At 65.9% G+C, this 17740-nt stretch carries 14 protein-coding genes and 1 pseudogene; 8 read left to right on the top strand and 7 right to left on the bottom strand.

Annotated elements, in window-relative coordinates:
• Position 1 precedes the first annotated feature (1 nt).
• The 3 genes and pseudogenes from METLW4_RS0121595 to METLW4_RS28935 all read right to left on the bottom strand — a co-directional run.
• Entirely contained in the window at positions 2 to 1924 is a 1923-nt protein-coding gene (locus tag METLW4_RS0121595; RefSeq protein WP_018268320.1) for a cytochrome c3 family protein, read from the bottom strand.
• Positions 1925 to 1961: 37 nt separating this feature from the next.
• Complete coding sequence (locus METLW4_RS0121600; protein WP_018268321.1) at positions 1962 to 2243, bottom strand: zinc-binding dehydrogenase; 282 nt, start codon at positions 2241 to 2243, stop codon at positions 1962 to 1964.
• Between the two features lie 52 nt (positions 2244 to 2295).
• Positions 2296 to 2343: pseudogene (locus METLW4_RS28935) on the bottom strand (hypothetical protein); the annotation flags it as partial.
• A 407-nt stretch (positions 2344 to 2750) separates the two neighbouring features.
• Here METLW4_RS28935 and METLW4_RS0121605 point away from each other — a divergent pair.
• Positions 2751 to 3863, top strand: coding sequence for an RHE_PE00001 family protein (locus METLW4_RS0121605; protein WP_018268322.1), 1113 nt, complete (start codon positions 2751 to 2753; stop codon positions 3861 to 3863).
• 53 nt (positions 3864 to 3916) lie between these two features.
• Here the strand turns inward: METLW4_RS0121605 and METLW4_RS0121610 are convergent, their stop codons facing one another.
• Both METLW4_RS0121610 and METLW4_RS0121625 read right to left on the bottom strand, forming a co-directional pair.
• Positions 3917 to 5815, bottom strand: coding sequence for a methanol/ethanol family PQQ-dependent dehydrogenase (locus tag METLW4_RS0121610; protein ID WP_026191718.1), 1899 nt, complete (start codon positions 5813 to 5815; stop codon positions 3917 to 3919).
• A gap of 320 nt (positions 5816 to 6135) precedes the next feature.
• On the bottom strand, positions 6136 to 6720 hold the full coding sequence (locus METLW4_RS0121625) for a TetR/AcrR family transcriptional regulator (protein ID WP_018268326.1): 585 nt from the start codon (positions 6718 to 6720) through the stop codon (positions 6136 to 6138).
• A gap of 188 nt (positions 6721 to 6908) precedes the next feature.
• On the opposite strand from METLW4_RS0121625, the gene METLW4_RS0121630 reads away from it, so the two are divergent.
• The 7 genes from METLW4_RS0121630 (at position 6909) to METLW4_RS0121670 (ending at position 16717) form a co-directional block, all read left to right on the top strand.
• The gene (locus METLW4_RS0121630) at positions 6909 to 8900 is read left to right on the top strand and encodes an FUSC family protein (RefSeq protein ID WP_018268327.1); all 1992 of its coding nucleotides are present in this window, start codon (positions 6909 to 6911) and stop codon (positions 8898 to 8900) included.
• A complete protein-coding gene (locus tag METLW4_RS27430) occupies positions 8897 to 9106 on the top strand; it encodes a DUF1656 domain-containing protein (protein WP_018268328.1) in 210 nt (69 codons plus the stop codon). Before METLW4_RS0121630 ends, METLW4_RS27430 begins: the two co-directional genes overlap by 4 nt.
• Complete coding sequence (locus tag METLW4_RS0121640) at positions 9103 to 9996, top strand: efflux RND transporter periplasmic adaptor subunit (protein ID WP_018268329.1); 894 nt, start codon at positions 9103 to 9105, stop codon at positions 9994 to 9996. The genes METLW4_RS27430 and METLW4_RS0121640 overlap by 4 nt, the downstream gene beginning before the upstream one ends.
• Before the next feature lie 139 nt (positions 9997 to 10135).
• A complete protein-coding gene (locus METLW4_RS0121645; protein ID WP_018268330.1) occupies positions 10136 to 10465 on the top strand; it encodes a hypothetical protein in 330 nt (109 codons plus the stop codon).
• Between the two features lie 90 nt (positions 10466 to 10555).
• The gene (locus tag METLW4_RS0121650) at positions 10556 to 12106 is read left to right on the top strand and encodes an efflux RND transporter periplasmic adaptor subunit (RefSeq protein WP_018268331.1); all 1551 of its coding nucleotides are present in this window, start codon (positions 10556 to 10558) and stop codon (positions 12104 to 12106) included.
• Positions 12103 to 15255, top strand: a complete 3153-nt coding sequence (locus METLW4_RS0121655) for an efflux RND transporter permease subunit (protein WP_018268332.1) — start codon at positions 12103 to 12105, stop codon at positions 15253 to 15255. Before METLW4_RS0121650 ends, METLW4_RS0121655 begins: the two co-directional genes overlap by 4 nt.
• Before the next feature lie 355 nt (positions 15256 to 15610).
• Positions 15611 to 16717 (top strand): PqqD family protein, encoded by a 1107-nt coding sequence (locus METLW4_RS0121670; RefSeq protein ID WP_157235573.1) that lies wholly within the window; start codon positions 15611 to 15613, stop codon positions 16715 to 16717.
• A 36-nt stretch (positions 16718 to 16753) separates the two neighbouring features.
• On the opposite strand, the gene METLW4_RS0121675 is transcribed toward METLW4_RS0121670, so the two are convergent.
• Both METLW4_RS0121675 and METLW4_RS0121680 read right to left on the bottom strand, forming a co-directional pair.
• Positions 16754 to 17059, bottom strand: a complete 306-nt coding sequence (locus METLW4_RS0121675) for a hypothetical protein (RefSeq protein ID WP_018268336.1) — start codon at positions 17057 to 17059, stop codon at positions 16754 to 16756.
• 127 nt (positions 17060 to 17186) lie between these two features.
• The gene (locus METLW4_RS0121680) at positions 17187 to 17651 is read right to left on the bottom strand and encodes a hypothetical protein (protein WP_026191721.1); all 465 of its coding nucleotides are present in this window, start codon (positions 17649 to 17651) and stop codon (positions 17187 to 17189) included.
• Between the last annotated feature and the right edge of the window lie 89 nt (positions 17652 to 17740).

A 17740-nucleotide genomic window follows, 5' to 3' on the forward strand; every position in this document is an offset into this window, starting at 1 on the left:
ATCAGCGCGCCAGCAAACGGCTCAATTCCGCGAAGCGCGCGTCCATGGGCCACAGCCCCGCCGCCGTCTCGACCTGCGCTCTCGCCTCCGCGAGGCGCTTTTGCCGCACGAGCCACAAGGCCAGCGCATAATGGGCGTCGGCGTCGGCCGGCGCTGCGGCCAGCGCCTTGCGCAGCGGCGTCTCGGCCTCCGTATCGCGGCCTGTGGCGCGCAGCAGATCGGCGAGATTCAGCCAAGCCGGGACATAGCTCGCGTCGATCCGGGTCGCGCGCTGGAATTCTCTCTCAGCCTCTGCAATCTCGCCGCGCTCGGCGGCCAAGGCGCCGAGATTGAGATGGCTTTCCGAACGATCCTCGGCGAGCCTCTCGGCCGCGCGCCATTCCTCCAGCGCCGGATGATCGACGAGCGGCGTCAGCCGCGCGGCCTCGATACGCACCGCCCGCACGGGATCGTCGCGCAAAGGTCCGGCGAGCTTCTCACGAAGCGCTTCGTCATAAGGGGCGAGCGCGCGCAGCGCTCCGAGGCGCAGCAGAGGGGAGGGCGCATGAAGCTCCGGCGTCAGCGTCTCCAGCGCGACGGAGCCGGGCGCGCCAGCGAGAGCGGCGAGGCGCGCCGCGCGGCCGATCTCGGAGAGCGCCTCCTCCGGCGCCTGTCGCGCCGCGCCCCAATCCTTCAGCCTCTCGGCCGCCCAATCGGCGCTCTTATCGGCATGGCAGGCGTTGCAGGCGTTGGGCGCGCCGAGCCGCGCGCTCGCCGCCGGACGCGGGATGCGGAAGGAGTGATCGCGCCGGATGTGAATCTGCATATAGGTCCGCTGCGGCATATGGCAGGCGACGCATCGAGCGGCCGGCGAGCCCTCGGCGTGACGATGATGCCGCGGCTGATCGAAAATCGCTTGCGAATGACATTGGGCGCACAGAGCATTGCCCTCGGCGCGCAGCGCGGCGCCATGCGGCTCGTGGCAATCGACGCAAGTCACGCCGGCGGCATGCATGCGGCTCTGCTGGAAGGAGCCCCATTCGAAGACCTCGTCCTCGATCTGGCCATCGGCGAAATAGAGCCCCGGCTCCAGCAGCTCCGGCATGAAAGCGTCGAGAAAGGCCACGCCGGGGCGCGCCGGGGCGATCGGCCGCCGCCGCGAATGACAGGGCGCGCAAATCTCCTCCGAGGGATTTTTTCGCGCCTCGCCCTTCCAATGACGAATCCCGCGCGCGTCGAAATCGCCCCAGGAGCCCACGGCCGTCTCGCCGGAAACGATCAGCCCCGCGCCAGCGCCGGCTTTGGCTCGCTCGACATGGCGCGAGCCGGGTCCATGGCACGCCTCACAGGCGACATTCTGCTCCCGCCAGCGCGTCTCGTAGCTGTCCGTCTCCGGGCGGTAGTTCTTGACGACCCCGGTCGAATGGCAATCCGCGCACATGAAGTTCCAATTCTGCGCCCGCGCGGTCCAATGCAGCGGATCGCCGGGCGCGATGCGCTCGCCCGGATAGAGGTCGAACCATCTCTGCCCGCCCTCCGATCGCGGCCGCGAATCCCATGCGATCGAAAAAGCCTGCAGCCGCCCGCCGGGCAGGCTCAGGAGATATTGCTGCAGCGGCGCGACGCCGAATGTCGCGGCGACGGCGAATTCTCGCTCCTCGCCGTCCCGGCCTTCGGCGCGAATGAAATAATCTTTCCCACGCTGAAAAAATCGCGGATCGGCGCCGGAGAAGTCGCCGAGAACCGTTCCGGCCGTCGGCGACGCCATGCTCTTCGCGTGATGCGATTTGCTCCAGGCTTCGGCCTGCGTCGCATGGCAGCCGGCGCAGACGATCGCGCCGACATATTCGGGCTCCACATTCGGCTGCGCGCGCAACGATGCGAGCAGGAGGACAGCCGAGCCCGCAGCGACGGCGGCCAGCACGAAACGACGAATTCCCTTCATGCGACAATCATAAACGTACCGCTGGCGTCGAGCCGACTCATATCCTCGAGATCGCAGCCGCTCCCGGCATCGACGCCGAGGCGGCGTCCCAGCGCTCGAGCGAGCCATAAATGACGAGCCGGCCGAGAGGCGCGAGCGCCTTCAGGCCCTCCTTCGTCACGGCGCCGCCGACCGACTCATAGATGATGTCGACGCCCGAGCCGCCCGTCAGATCGCGCGCGGCCTGCGACCAGCCGGGACGCGTGTAAGCGATGGCCGCATCGGCGCCGAGCGAACAGGCGAACTCCCGCTCGTCTTGCATGCTCGCCGCCGCGATCACCAGCTCCGACGCTGGGACCGACCGCTTCGATGATCCCCGCTGCTTCGGCGCCCAATATGCTCGGGAGCCGCGGTGTCCCCGCGTCGCGATTTCGCCGCATCGCCGTCTCGGCGTTCACGCCCGAAGCCCTCTCTCGGATCAATATCTCCTCCGGGCCGACGGTGGGAACGGGCGCATCGACCAGCTCCAAAGCATCCTGGGCCGTCGAAGGCGTTCAGCTCATCGTCATTCTCCGATCCGACGGGCTCTCCGACACCCGTGCTTCTTCAGACGGGGGATTCGTGCCATTTAGAGGCTTTGGTAGACTACAGAGAAGTTCTCATATGCTGACCGGGAGGTAAGCATGGCGTCGGTGATGAAGAACCCTCCGCCCTTGCCCGCGGAGCATCGGTTGTCGGCGCCGCCGTCCAGCGCATGACGGATTCGATTCGATCATCGACTCCCGCGAGGGACGCTCTCATGCCAAAATGTCTCCCGATAAAGTGTCTCGATTCGCATGGAATTAAGATGGGACCGGATCTTCCTGCCGCTGTTTCGTTCGAGCGTCTGCAAGCGCCCTTCGAGAGCGCGTCCGACGCCGTCGCGCGTTTCGACGAGCGGCTCCGCTCCAGCCTCGTCGCCGAGGCGTTCGTTCTTCGCGCGCATTTCCACGACGCTTGCGCCGCCTTGTGGCGCATCGGCGAATTCGTGCAGCTCGAAGATCTTGTGCTTCATGACGCCGGAGCGGATGTGCGCACGCCGACGCATGAGCTCGTGCGCGCCCATGCCGTGCTGCTGACGCGCCGTCGCATAGCCGATCGCGAGCCCGCTTGGGCGTTGACGACCGATGGCCTCGCCAGCCTGCGTGGCGCAGGGAGCCCCCAAAGCGCGGCGAGCGCGCCGACCAATGGCTCGCGCGCCATGGACGAAGTGGACGGAGAGCCGGATGACGAAGACGGCGAGTCGTTCGGCGCAGGAGAATTCGACGAGATCGATGAATTGCTGACGCGAACGTCACGCGTGATAGAGCGAGCCCAGCCGGCTCCGCTGAAGCGGGACGACTCTGGCTTGGTCTATGACGAAGATTGGGATCAGGAGGCCCGTATCGCGGAATGGCGCGAGCGTCTGGACGGAGCCCGCAATCTTCCGCCCTTGATGGCCGCCTGCGTCGCGCTCGACGCTTGGGACGAGATCGAGCCTTTGCAGCACAGCGCTTGGCTCGGCCCTTTGCTCGCCGCCGCCTCGCTTCGCTCCCGGGGAAAGACCCGGCACTATCTCCCGGCGCTGCATTCGGGCTTTCGACAGGCCAAATATCGCCGAGTCGGCCGAGACGATTTCGAATCTCGATTGATCGCATTGGCCTGCGCGATCGAATCGATGGCGAAAGCGGACTCCAAGGAGCTCGACAGGTTGACGCTCGCCCGCGAGCTTCTGCTCAGAAAGTGCAAGGACCGAAGAACGAATTCGAGATTGCCGCAGCTCGTCGATTTCTGTCTGGCGTCGCCTGTCGTCACCGTCCCCCTCGCCGCCAAGGAGCTACGAATCTCTCAGCAAGCCGCGACCACGATGATCGGCGAGCTCTCGTCGAACCTTCGCGAGCTGACCGGGCGCGGGCGATACCGGGCTTGGGCGGTCATCTGAGGAATGCCGAAGCGGGCGGCGCGCCATCGAGGATGCGCGCCGCCCGCAATCGCTCATTCCGGCAAAGCGAACACTGTGAGCACGCCGCCGAGCGCCGTATAGTTCGACAGGCTGCGATAATTGCCCACGGCGCCGAGACCGTCGCTGCTCTTCGTCAGTCCCGCCGCGAGGCCGATGCCGGCCCAGCCGCCGACGCCCGATAGCACGGCGACATATTGCTTTCCGCCGACCTCATAGGTGATCACATTGCCGATGATGCCGGAGGGCGTCTTGCGCCGGAACAGCTCCTTGCCCGTCTTCGTGTCGACGGCCTTCAGATAGCCCTCGAGCGTGCCGTAGAAGGTCACGCCGCCATCCGTCGTGACCGCGCCCGACCAGACCGAGAACTGCTCCTTGTTCGCCCACACGATCTTGCCGGTCTTGGCGTCCCAGGCGATGAAATTGCCAGTATGCGTCTCGCCCTTGTCGCGATCGGCGGGGAACATTTCGACCGTCGCGCCGACATAGGGCTGGCCGGCCGAATAGCTCACTCGGAACGGCTCGAAATCCATGCAGACGTGATTGGTCGGCACGAGAAAGAGCCCCGTGCTCGGATCATAGCTCGCGGGCTGCTCGTCCTTGGAGCCGAGCGTCGTCGGACAGGCGCCGCGCGTCGTCTCGTCCTCGCCATGCGCCTCGGTCGAGAAGCGTTCGTCGAGAATCGGACGACCATAGGTCATCGATGATTTGTCGAGATCGATCTTCGTCGCCCAATTGACGGCTGGATCGAATTTCGCGGCGACGAGCAATTCGCCATTGACGCGATCGAGCGTGTAGCCGAATCCATTGCGATCGAAGTGAACGGCGGTCTTGCGCTTCTTTCCGTCGATCTCCTGATCGACGAGCAGCAGCTCGTTGACCGCGTCATAATCCCATTGGTCGTGCGGCGTCGTCTGATAGACCCATCTCGCCTTGCCCGTGTCGAGATCGCGCGCCCAGAGCGTCATCGACCAGCGATTGTCGCCCGGACGCTGTATCGGATTCCACGTCGAGGGATTGCCGGAACCATAATAGACGAGATTGAGCTCGGGGTCGTAGCTGTACCAGCCCCATGTCGTGCCTCCGCCGAGCTTCCACTGATCCCCCTTCCAAGTGTTGATCCCGGAGTCCTTGCCCACCGGCTTGCCGAGATGCGTCGTCTTTTCAGGATCGATCAATGTGTCCTCGTCCGGCCCGGTCGAATAGCCGCGCCAGAGCAGCGCGCCGGTCTTCACGTCATAAGCGGAGATATGGCCGCGCACGCCATATTCGCCGCCGGCGTTGCCGACGAGCACCTTGTCCTTGAACACATGCGGCGCGGCCGTGGAGGTCTCGCCCTTCGCGGGATCGCCGAATTTGACGGACCAGATCGGCTTGTCCTTGCCCTCGCCAGACGACGCGCCCGTCGCGGCGTCGAGCGCGACGAGAGTCGTATCGGCCTGAGCGAGGAAAATCTTGCCATCGCCATAGGCGAGGCCGCGATTGACCGTGTCGCAACACATCACCGGAACGACCGAGGCGTCCTGCTGCGGCGCGTATTTCCAGAGCACCTTGTGATCGGGATCTCGCAGATCGAGCGCATAGACATTATTGGGAAACGGCGTGTGCAGATACATCACATCGGTGACATAGGCGGCCTTCGTCGTCTTGCCGTCCTTGTCGGCGACGGCGGGAATGGTCACATCGTGAATGACGAGCGGAGCGCCCTCGTGCCCGCGCAAGACTCCCGTCGAGAATTGCCAGTCGACCGCGAGCTTGTGCACATTCGCCGTGGTGATCTGCTTCAAAGCCGAATGCCGAAGATTGGCGTAATCGCCTGTCGGCGACACCCATTGCCGCGGATCCTTCTGCAGGTCGAGCAATGCGTCCGCGAAGGCGCCGCTGGTCGCGAGCGCGAGCGCGCCGACCGACATCGACAATCGAAGCTTCTTCATCTTCATTTTATTTCCTCCGCAGCCAGTTGTTTTCTCGCTTGCGCGTCATGCGCGACGGACGGCGTCGAGCCCGGGAAGCCGTTCGCCGCCCGCCGCGCGCTCATGCAGCGGCCGCATGCGACGCCGCTCGAGGATCGATATTCATCGAATGAATGTCGCGCGCCAGATCATGAAAGAGCGACGCGCTCACGATTGTCGCAATATTGCGACAGCTTCGGCCGTCGTCGGACGATCGAGCCGCAGGACGGCCTCTGCTCGACGCGTGAAAATTTCAAAATGAGAAGAAGGGCCGACAGACGGGCGCGCGATGTCGCGCCGCTTCACGCGTCGAAAACGAGATCGAGATGCGCTTCGAACAGATCGCCGATGTCCAGAGGATGGGCGCGGTCGAGCAGACCATTGTGAATGATCGCGAACCAGATGGGCGCGATCAGCAGATGCGGATAGTCCTCGAGCTCGGGCCGGCGCAGCTCTCCTCTCGCGCGCGCGGTCGCGGCCAGAGCGCGGATCTGATTCAGCAACGGCTCGAACATCACGCGTCGATAGATCTCCGTCATCTCGGGAAATCGCGCGCCCTCGACGAGCACGAGCCGGGCGATAGCGGCGCGGCCATTGCGCTCGATCTCTCGTATCGACACGAGCATGGTGCGCCGCATGAATGCCGAGACCGGCTCGTCGGGATGACGATTGGCGGGGTCGGCGTCGATCAGCGCGCCTGCGATCTTCTCCCGCACCACGGCCTCGAACAGCGCTTCCTTGGCCGGGAAGTAGCGATAGGGCGTGCCTTTGGCGACGCCCGCGCGCCGCGCGACGCCGTCCATCGTCGTGTCGGCGTAGCCTTTCTCGAGGAACTCGCCGAGCGCGGCGTCGACGATCACGCGGCGCGTCTGCGCGGTTTTCTCCAAGCTCGGCCCTCGACCGGCTCGCCGGGGCTCCACACTCTTCACGGCGTCGGTGGGGCGTTTCGCCATCTTCTCGCGTCTCTCGTTCGGATCACGGCTTGACATAAAATGACTGAGTGGTCATTTTTAACGAAAGCCCGGCCGAACGCAAGCGCTTCGCTGCGGCGGCGGCCCCGCCCGGAACCCTTTCGATGACCTTTTTCGGCTCGAGCCACTGGCTGTTCTCGGTCAAGACCTTCGGCGCCGCCACGCTGGCGCTCGCCGTCAGCTTCTGGCTCGATCTGCCGCGCCCCTATTGGGCGCTGGCGTCGGTCTATATCGCCTCGCAGCCGCTCTCCGGCGCGACGCTGTCCAAGGCCGTCTATCGGGCCGCGGGCACGTTCATCGGGGCCGCGGGGGCGGTGCTGATGGTTCCCAATCTCGTCGGCGCCCCGCTCGCGCTGGCGCTCGCAATGTCCATCTGGTCGGGCTTTTGCCTCTATCTCGCGCTGCTCGATCGCACGCCGCGCGGCTATGTGTTCATGCTCGCCGGCTATACGGCGGCGATCGTCGGCTTTCCCGCCGTCGACGCGCCGGAGACGATCTTCGATCTCGCTTTGTCGCGCACCGAGGAGATCCTCGTCGGCATCGCCTGCGCCGCGCTGGTGTCGAGCCTGGTCTTCCCGCGCTCCGTCGCGCCGGTCGTCGCCGAAAGGCTGGACGCCTTGCTGCAGCACGCGCGCGCCGCCGCCGCCGATGCGCTCGACCTGAAAAAAAATGCGCCGAACGACGCCCATTGGCTCCGCCTCGTGGCCGATGTGGCGGAGATCGAGACGCTCGCCGCCCATCTCGCCTTCGACGCGGCGGCCGAGCGCCGATCGCTCGACCGCATTCACCGAATCGTGCCGCGCGTGCTCCTGCTGTTTCCCACACTCTCGGGGATCGCCGATCGGCTCGACGCGCTCGCCGACCTCGGCGGCGCCTCGGAGCGCCTTCGCGCGCTGGTCGCGGATACCTGCGCCGCGGTCGTCGGAGCCGAAGACGCGCAGACCGCCGAGCTTCGACGCGCGCTCGAGGCGGCGGCCTCGCCGAGCATGGACGCCGACTGGCCCGCGCTCGTCGAGGCGAGCCTCTGCCAGCGGCTCGTCGAGCTGCTCGACATACTGTTCGACTGCGACGAGCTGACGAAAGCGCTCGCCGACCCAACGGAGCGGCCGGCGGCCTTGCGTCTGACGGTGGAATCGCGCGTCGCGCGCGTCCGTCACCTCGACCATGGCGCGGCCCTGCATGCCGGCTTCGCGCTCGCCTGCGCAATTTTCGCCTGTTGCCTGTTCTGGATCGCCACATCCTGGCCGGAAGGCTCCGTCGCCGCAATGATGGGAGCGATCGTCGGGAGCCTCTACGCATCCCAGGACGACCCCACTCCATCGATCGCCGGCTTCGCCAAATGGACCATCGTCGCCACGTCGATCGCCGGCGTCTATCTCTTCGCCGTCTTGCCGCACACGCATAATTTCGAGACGCTGACGCTGGCGCTCGCTCCCGTCTACCTGACCTTCGGCTTGCTCATCGCGTCGCCGCAGACCTTCCGCATCGGCCTGCCGCTCGCCATCGTCACGCCGACCGCAATGGCCGTGCAGGAGCTCTATTCCGCCGACGCCGAGAATTTCGTGAATACAAGCCTCGCAATGTGCGCCGGCATGGCGCTGACGGCGATCACGACGGCCTTGATCCGCCGCGCGGGGGCGCAATGGCGCGCGCGCCGCTATGCGCGCGCCAATCGCGCCGCGCTCATTCGCGCGGCCGACCTGCACGCCGGAAACGAAGTGCGCCTGATGGGCCTGATGCTCGACCGTCTGTTCCTGCTCGCGCCCATCGCCCATGCCGTCGACGGCAAATTGCCGGATGCGCTGCGGGATTTGAGAACCGGGCTGAACATTCTCGATGCGCGCCGCTCGCGCAACGCGCTCGCCGGCTCTCGCCGCAGACGGATCGACGCATTGCTGAGGCATTTGTCGCGCTCTTTCCTCGCTGGCGCGCCGACGCCCTCTCCGACCGCTCTGCATGCGGTCGATCGCGCGATGGCGATGGCGCGAGAGGCGGGCGACGCGCGCCTTCTGCTCACTCTGGTCGGCCTGCGCCGCTGCCTCTTCGCCGCGGAGCCGCCGCCCGAACCATCCTTGTCGGAGGCGAAAGTCGCATGAATGGAGAAATCAGCATCTTCGGCGTGTTCGTATCATCGCTGCTCGCCTTCTCGCTCGTCGCTTTCCTCTTGGAGACCGTGATCAAGCGAGGGCTCGAGACCATCGGCTTCTACCGCTTCGTCTGGCACCCGGCCTTGTTCAACTTCGCCATGTTCGTCTGCCTGCTCGGCGCTTGCGTGCTTCTCTTGTCCACGGAACGGCTGTGAAAACCAAATTGCTCACCCTTCTTCGCATCGCGACGACGTCGGCGCTCGCCCTCGCGGCTGGCTTCGTCCTCTGGCGCCTTTGGGATCATTACGAAACAGAGCCCTGGACAAGGGACGGGCGCGTGCGCGCGGATGTCGTCGCCGTCGCCGCCGATGTGTCGGGACTCGTCAGCGAGGTGCTCGTTCACGACGACCAATTCGTGCGCAAAGGCGAGGCGCTGTTCCGCATCGATCGGGAGCGATTCGTGCTCGCCCTGCGCCAGGCCGAGGCGAGTCTCGAGGGGCGCGCCGCCGCGCTCGACGCCGCGACGAAGGATCTCGCGCGCTATCGCGCTCTCGAGGCGACGAAGACGATCGCCGTCTCCAAGCAGCAGCTCGATGCGGCGATCTCCGCTCACGCCCAAGCCCAGGCGGCGTTGCGGCAGGCGGCGGCCGACCGCGATCTCGCCCGATTGAACCTGGATCGATCGGAAGTGCGCGCTTCCGTCAGCGGACCTTTGACGAATTTCGACCTGAGGCCGGGAGTCTATGTGACGGCCGGCAAGGGCGTCGCGGCGCTGATCGACTCCGAGAGCCTCTATGTCGACGGCTATTTCGAGGAGACCAAGCTGCCGATGATTCACCTCGGCGACCGCGCGGAGATTCATCTGATGGGCGAGACCAGGACGATCTACGGACGCGTCGAAGGAATAGCGGGCGGCATAGAGGATCGCGAGCGCAGCGCCGGAACGACGATGCTGCCGAATGTCAATCCGACATTCAGCTGGGTGCGGCTCGCGCAGCGCATACCGGTGCGCATCGCGCTCGATCCGGCCGCCGGCGACGTGGTCATGATCGCCGGGCGCACGGCCACTGTCGTCATCGGCGCGAAAAGCCGGCGGGCGTTATGACGTCTTTCCGCCCAAGCTCGCGACGGCGAAGCCGGCCGCCGCTCGGTCGATCCTGCGTCGCGAAGAGGGAAAGATCGCGCCGCTAGCGCCCGAACAAGACCGGGTTTACCGCTTTGGTCGGCGATGATAGATATAGCGTATGATCCCTTTCCTCCGCGCGCTCATCCCCGTGCTCGCATTGGCGTCGCTGCTCCTCGGAGCCGCGCCGTTGGCGCGCGCCGGTCACGGATGCGAGGGCATGAGCGCCGCTTCCATGGAGGATTGCCACAAGGCGGCCGGGGATCGCGGCTCGGTCGCCGCGGATGACTGCGCGGCCGTGTCCTGCGCGCAGATTTCGATCGGCGCGGCGCCGAACGAATCCTTCTTCCTCATCCCCGCCGCCATGGCGAAGGGGCGGCCTATCGCGGCGAGCGACGCCGATCCCGCCTCACTGACCGGCTCTCCAGAGCTTCGACCTCCGATCGCCTGAAGCCGCAATCGCCGGCTCCGCCGCTCGCGCGACGGAACGGCCACGCCGCTTCACCGCCATCCGCCGCAACGCCGGCCGGAGATCGAGAACATGCCTCCTTATGCGCCTATTTTCGGCGCGCTCGCGCTCGCCGCGAGCGTGACCGCATCCGTGCTTCACGCCTCCCATTCCGACGCTTCCCATAGCGACGCCGCGGGGTCCGAACATTCGACTCGGACCGTCGCGCTCGACGATCCCATTTTGTTCTATCGCGATCCGATGGGCGGGACGGAGATCTCGCGCCAGCCGCGCAAGGACGAAATGGGAATGGACTTCCTGCCGGTGCGCCGTTCGCAGCTCACGCCTTTCGTCGCCAAGCTCCCCGATCCGCTGGCCGCCGCGAGCGAGGAGCCGCTCTTCTTTCGCGATCCCATGGGCGGCGACGCGATTTCCGCCGCGCCGCGCAAGGACGGAATGGGGATGGACTTCCTGCCGGTCCGTCCCGCCGATCTGCGCGCCATACTGACGAAGCTCGCCGCCGCGCCGCGCGGGAAACGCATCCTCTACTACCGCAATCCTATGGGCCTGTCGGATGTGTCGGCGACGCCGAAGAAGGATTCGATGGGCATGGATTACACGCCCGTCTATGAGGGCGATGATGTCGAGGCCGATGGCGGCCTCCGCATCGCGCCGGGAAAAATCCAGCGCGCGGGCGTGCGCTCGGAGCCTGTGCGCCGCCAGCCGATCGTCGCCGAGATTCGCGCGCCCGGCGCCGTGCAGGTCGACGAGCGCCGCGTCGCCGTCGTTGCGACGCGCTCCGAGGCCTTCATCGAGAAAGTCTTCGAGGCGACGACCGGCGCGCGCGTCGCCAAGGGCCAGCCATTGGCGCGGCTCTATTCGCCGGCCATAGCGGCGGCGGCGGCCGACTATCTCGCCTTCTCCGGCGCACGCGGCAATGGCGACCCCGGCCTGCTCGAGGGCGTGCGCCGTAAGCTCGAGACGCTGAACGCGCCGGCGGAATTCATCGCCGAGATCGCGCGGAGCCGGCGCGTGCCGGCGAGCGTCTCCTGGCCCGCGCCGCGCGACGGGCTCATTCTCGAGCGCAACGCTGTCGAAGGAATGAAGGCCGAGGCCGGCCAAGTGCTGTTCCGCATCGCCGATCTCTCTGTCGTCTGGGCGCTGGTGGATGTCTCCGAGCATGATTATGCGCGGCTGCGCCTCGGCCAGCCTGTCGAGATCAGAGCGCGCGGCCTTCCCGATCGCATCTTCGCCGGCCATGTGACGGCGATTTATCCGCAGATCAATCGCGAGACGCGCACGGCGCGCGTGCGCATAGAGCTGCCCAATCCCGATCTGACCTTGCGGCCCGATATGTATGTGGAGGCGCAGATCGGCTCCGGCGATCAGGACGCCGTCGTCGCCGCGCCGGAAAGCGCGGTGATCGAGACCGGCAAGCGCGCGCTCGTTCTGCTCGACAAGGGCGATGGCCGTTTCGAGCCGCGCGAGGTGACGCTCGGCCGTCGCGGCGAGGGCTTTGTCGAGGTGAGGAGCGGGCTCGACGAGAGCGACCGCGTGGTGACCGCGGCCAATTTTCTCATCGACTCCGAAAGCAATTTGCGCGCGGCGCTGCAGACTCTCGCCGGCGCGGAGACGGCGCGATGATCGGCCGGCTGATCGCCTGGTCGGCGCGCAATCTCGTTCTCGTTTTCATCGGCGCCGTTTTCGCCGCGGCGGCGGGACTCTATGCGCTGCGCACATTGCCGCTCGACGCGCTGCCCGATCTCTCCGACGTGCAGGCGATCGTCTACACGGAATATCCGGGACAGGCGCCGCAAGTGGTGGAGGATCAGGTCACTTATCCGCTGACCAGCGCCATGCTGACCGTGCCGCGCTCGAAAGTGGTGCGCGGCTTCTCCTTCTTCGGCGTCTCTTTCGTCTATGTGATCTTCGAGGATGGCGTCGATCTCTATTGGGCGCGCTCGCGCGTGCTGGAATATTTGAGCGCCGCCGGCAAGAAGCTGCCGCAAGGCGTGACGCCGACGCTCGGGCCGGACGCCACCGGCGTCGGCTGGGTCTATCAATATGCGCTCATCGCCAAGGAAATGACGCTGGCCGAGCTGCGCTCGCTGCAGGATTGGACATTGCGCTACGGCCTCTCGAAAGCGGAGGGCGTGGCGGAGATTGCGAGCGTCGGCGGTTTCGTGAAGCAATATAATGTCGTCGTCGATCCCAACCGGCTGCGCGCGCTGGGCGTCTCGCTGAAGCAGCTGCGCGAGGCGATCCGCGCCAGCAACACGGATGTCGGCGGACGCACGGTCGAGCTCTCGGAATTCGAGTTCATCGTGCGCGGCCGCGGCTATTTGAAGAGCGCGGCCGATATAGAGCATATCGGCCTGCGCGCGGAGAATGGCACGCCTCTGCTGCTGCGCGATGTCGCCCGCGTCGAGCTGGGGCCTGACGAGCGCCGCGGCGTCGCCGAGCTCGACGGCGAAGGCGAGGTCGCCAGCGGCATCGCGCTGCAGCGTTACGGCGCCAATGCGCTGAGCGTGGTCGAGAATGTGAAGGCGGCGCTGGCCCGGCTCATGCCCGGCCTGCCCAAGGGCGTCGAGATCGCGACCGTCTATGATCGCTCGCCGCTCATTCATGCGGCGATCGAGACCTTGCGCAAGGCGCTCGTCGAGGAGAGCCTCATCGTCGCGATCGTCTGCGCCGCCTTTCTGATGCATATGCGCAGCGCGATTGTCGCGATCCTCATGCTGCCGATCGGCGTGCTCATCGCCTTTGCGGCGATGAAGGCGATCGGCGTCGGCTCCAACATCATGAGTCTCGGCGGCGTCGCCATCGCAATTGGCGCAATGGTCGATGCGGCGATCGTCATGATCGAGAATGCGCATAAGCATTTGGAGCGCGCGTCGCCGCAAAAGCCGCGGCTCGACATATTGATCGAGGCGGCGAGCGAGGTGGGGCCGGCGCTCTTCGTCAGCCTGCTCGTCATCACCGTCTCCTTCCTGCCGATCTTCACGCTGGAGGCGCAGGAGGGCCGACTGTTCGCGCCGCTCGCCTATACCAAGACCTTCGCCATGGCCGCCGCGGCGCTGCTCTCGGTGACGCTGGTTCCGGCGCTGATGGTCGTCTTCGTGCGCGGGAAGATCACGCCGGAAGCGAAGAATCCGATCAATCGCGCCTTGATCTTTCTCTATCGTCCGATCATCGCGCGCGTCCTGAGAGCGAAGACGGCGACGATCCTTCTCGCCATTGTCGCCATGCTCGTGACGATCGTCCCCGCAGGCCGGCTCGGCGGCGAGTTCATGCCGACGCTGGACGAGGGCGCCTTGCTCTACATGCCGACGACGCTGCCCGGCCTCTCCGTCACCAAGGCCGCAGAATTGCTGCAGACGCAGGATCGCATCATCAAGAGCTTTCCCGAGGTCGCATCCGTCTATGGCAAGGCGGGCCGCGCGGCGACGGCGACCGATCCGGCGCCGCTCGAAATGTTCGAGACCATCATCGCGCTGAAGCCGAAAGAGCAATGGCGTGCGGGACTGACGACGCGCAAGCTCATCGCCGAGCTCGACGCCGCGCTGCAATTTCCCGGCGTCTCCAACGCCTGGACCATGCCGATCAAGGCGCGCGTCGACATGCTGGCGACGGGCATACGCACGCCGATCGGCGTGAAAATCTTCGGCCGCGATCTCGCGCAGATGGAAGGTCTCGCGCGTCAGGTGGAGGCCGCGCTGAAGCGCGTGCCCGGCACGGCGAGCGCCTATGCCGAGCGCGTCAATGGCGGCTATTTTCTCGATATCGTCCCCGATCATCCGGCGCTCGCGCGCTATAATCTGATGATCGGCGATGTGCAGGAGGTGATCTCCACCGCGCTCGGCGGCGAGACGGTGACGACGACAGTGGAAGGGCGCGAGCGCTATGGCGTCAATATTCGCTATCCGCGCGAGTTCCGCTCCGATCCGCAGACGATCGGCCGGGAAGTGCTCGTGCCGCTGCCGCGCGGCGGCGCCACGCCGCTGGGGGAGGTGGCCACGATCGAGCTGACGCGCGGGCCGACGTCGATCCGCACCGAGAACGGCCAGCTCGCCGTCTATGTCTTCGTCGATGTGCGCGATCGCGATCTCGCCTCCTATGTCGCCGAGGCGCAGAAGACTGTCGCGCAATCGATTGCGCTGCCCGCCGGCTCCTATCTCACCTGGAGCGGGCAGTTCGAATATATGCAGCGCGCCGAGGCGCGGATGCGGATCGTCGTGCCGCTGACGCTCGCGATCATATTTCTGCTGCTCTATCTCAACTTCCGCCGCTTGACCGACACATTGATCGTGATGGCGTCGCTGCCTTTCGCGCTCGTCGGCGGCGTATGGGCGATGTGGCTCATGAGCTTCGATATGTCCGTCGCCGCGGCGGTCGGCTTCATCGCGCTCGCCGGCGTCGCCGCCGAGACCGGCGTCGTCATGCTGATCTATCTCGATCAGGCGTTGCGCGAGATCGCCGCCGCGTGCGCCGCGCAGGGCCGCGTTCTGACGCGCGCCGATCTTCACGAGGCGATCATGCTCGGCGCCGTCGAGCGCGTGCGTCCGAAGATGATGACGGTGACGGCCATCATCGCCGGCCTGCTGCCGATCCTCTGGAGCTCCGGCGCCGGCTCGGAGGTCATGCAGCGCATAGCGGCGCCGATGATCGGCGGCATGGTCTCCTCGACCGCGCTGACGCTGATCGTCATTCCCGCGATCTATGCGCTCGTCATAGGCGCTCGTCTGCCGCGCGCGCCGATCGCTCATGCCGACGGCGTAACGGAAGCCGCCTGAAAGCGCACGAGCGATCATAGCCACGTTCACGATGAGCGGCGACGGCGACGGCGCGCCCCATGCCGCTCGTCGCCGTCGCCGCTTCATCGCAACGCGGAAGATCGATCCCGCCATCGCCAATGGCGCCTTCGCAGTCGTCCGCGATAGCCGACCTGGATAAGTGAACGCCCGAATGGCGGCGCTCCAAAAGCGAAGATAAACGGATTCTCGTCATTCGACTCGCGTCGCGAACGATTCGCGGGCAGGGCTCGAATGACGGCGATCGATGAGATCCTCGGCGCGTCGAGCGATCACTGTCTTGTCACGCCGCCGACGCTCGTCAGCGAATGAGCCGGCGCATCTCGAATGGCGAACGATGACAGTGGAAACGGAAAAGAGCCACTCCCTTTCATCGAGCGGCGGTTGGATTCGCCATCCGCCCGCCATGGATCACCTCGTCATCATCAATGCGACCACGAAGCTGGTGCTGGACCTGCTGCGCGCAGGCGTGGCGCAAGAGGAGATCGCGGGCGCTTTCGCAGAGCATTTCGACTTGCCGCTGGATAAGGCCGCGAGCGATGTCGAATCCATCTGCGCCGAGCTCGACGACGCGAATGTCGAAACGTCGGACGCCTCTTCCATCGAGGGCGATGAGATCGACTGCGGCGCATGGCGTTTCGGCGAGCATGACGTCCATATCGTCTCGAGCGCGCCGGAGCTGACCCGAGACTATTTCGCGCGCTTCGCGCATGCAGTCGCGACGCCGAGCGCGGAGGCTGCGCAGCTGCGGCTATCGATCGCCGACGACGGCTATCGGCTGACGCTGAACGGCGAGAGCCGATGGATCGGCGACACATTGCCGGAGCTGATCGCGCGGATGAACGAGCTCTTCCTCGGATGGGAGCATCCAGGCGTCGAGCTTCTCGCCTATTTCCACGCGGCGGCGGTGAGCCGTGACGCGCGCGCCATTCTTGTCCCCGGCTCGAGCGACGCCGGCAAATCGACGCTCGTCGCCTATCTGTCCGGCCATGGATTTTCCTATCTCGGCGACGATCTCATCGGCCTATCGGCGCATGACTGGTCTCTGCGGCCTTTGCCGACGCTGCTCTCGCTGAAATCGGGTTCCTGGAAAATATTGGAAGGGCTCTTTCCCGAGCTTCCCGACCGTCCAATCCTGCGCCGCCAGGGAAGCGACGTGCGCTATGTGGCGCCGAGCGCGAGTGAGCGCTCCTCCTGCGCGCCGGCGATGATGCTCTTTCCGGCTTACGCGCCCGACACGGCCGCGACGCTCGCCGAGCTTACGCCGCTGCAGACGATCACGCGATTGCTCGGATCGGCGAGGGATATCGAAGCTCCCGTCACCGAAGCGAAGATCGCCGAGATTTGCCGCTTCATCGAATCCACTCCCGCCTATGAGCTGCGATACGGCGATTTGGTGGAGGCGGCCAAATTGGTGGAGGGTGCGCTCGACGCAAACGGCTAGGCGATCGCAGAGCCGATCGATAACCGCGCCGCCGCCTCACTCCACCGCCAGCCGCTCGGCCAGCTCGGACACATCGTCCCAGGACAAGAGCCGGCGTCCTTCCACCGTTTCCACGAGAACGCCGTCTTGCCCGACGGTCGCCGAAAATTCGACGTCGCCGCCGACCGGGCTCAGATAGATGATGTCGGCCCGCCGCCAGTCATAGGCGAGAGCGGTGAAATTGCGCGACAAGGTTCGGCCTTCCTCGAGGGTCAGGTCGAAATATACCCGCTCGCTCAGCATCATCCGCAGCATGTCGCCGAACAGCCGGTTCTGCACGCGCTTGACGAGGGGATAGCTCATGCGTCTCTGCTCGGGTGTATTCGGCGGGAGAGGATCCGCCACCGTCGTCTCTGCGAAGAGACGCGGCGATGGCGGTCACCCATAAAGCAATGCCTGCGCCATTTTGGCTCTCGGCCCTGCCTCTCGCCTAGACGGCGCGAACCTCCTCCGGCTTCGCGATGAACTCCAGGCGATCGGCGCGATCGAAATCCGCCGCCGCCGCCTCGAGCAGGAAGCGGTTCGGATACCAGAAATTCGCGTAGGGCAGGAACAGATTGCCGAAGGACAGGCTGGCCAGAGGCTCCGTCCCCGCGAAGAGGACCACCTCCACGCCAGCGCCATTGGTCGGCGCGGCCGTATTGTCGCCGAACGCCTCGAACTGGACCACGAATTTGGCGGAAGTGACGCCCCCCTCGGTGGTCTTGATCCCGATGACGCGGAGATCCTGGAAGCGGCGGCCGATCGCGCCATCCGTCAGAAGTTGCGGAAACTCGTGCGCGCGCCCCTTCTTGACCTGACTGGCGTCGTCCAGCGGGACGCCCAGATCGGCCAATCCTGTGGGCTTGGCGGGCGCCAGCGTCACGATGGTGCGGGTTTCTTGCAATACGGGCAAGGTCGGCTCCTTGTGGTTTTCGACGTCGGACCCGACAGATCGGGGTCCACGCCGCGCGCCACGCATTTTGCGCGCCAAATGCCGAGACG

The sequence above is a fragment of the Methylosinus sp. LW4 genome (assembly GCF_000379125.1).
GTDB lineage: Bacteria > Pseudomonadota > Alphaproteobacteria > Rhizobiales > Beijerinckiaceae > Methylosinus.

Coding starts and splice junctions, on each gene's coding strand:
- METLW4_RS0121595 (WP_018268320.1), bottom strand. CDS start 1,924: ATGAAGGGAATTCGTCGTTTCGTGCTGGCCGCCGTCGCTGCGGGCTCG.
- METLW4_RS0121605 (WP_018268322.1), top strand. CDS start 2,751: ATGGGACCGGATCTTCCTGCCGCTGTTTCGTTCGAGCGTCTGCAAGCG.
- METLW4_RS0121610 (WP_026191718.1), bottom strand. CDS start 5,815: ATGAAGAAGCTTCGATTGTCGATGTCGGTCGGCGCGCTCGCGCTCGCG.
- METLW4_RS0121630 (WP_018268327.1), top strand. CDS start 6,909: ATGACCTTTTTCGGCTCGAGCCACTGGCTGTTCTCGGTCAAGACCTTC.
- METLW4_RS27430 (WP_018268328.1), top strand. CDS start 8,897: ATGAATGGAGAAATCAGCATCTTCGGCGTGTTCGTATCATCGCTGCTC.
- METLW4_RS0121645 (WP_018268330.1), top strand. CDS start 10,136: ATGATCCCTTTCCTCCGCGCGCTCATCCCCGTGCTCGCATTGGCGTCG.
- METLW4_RS0121650 (WP_018268331.1), top strand. CDS start 10,556: ATGCCTCCTTATGCGCCTATTTTCGGCGCGCTCGCGCTCGCCGCGAGC.
- METLW4_RS0121655 (WP_018268332.1), top strand. CDS start 12,103: ATGATCGGCCGGCTGATCGCCTGGTCGGCGCGCAATCTCGTTCTCGTT.
- METLW4_RS0121670 (WP_157235573.1), top strand. CDS start 15,611: ATGACAGTGGAAACGGAAAAGAGCCACTCCCTTTCATCGAGCGGCGGT.
- METLW4_RS0121675 (WP_018268336.1), bottom strand. CDS start 17,059: ATGAGCTATCCCCTCGTCAAGCGCGTGCAGAACCGGCTGTTCGGCGAC.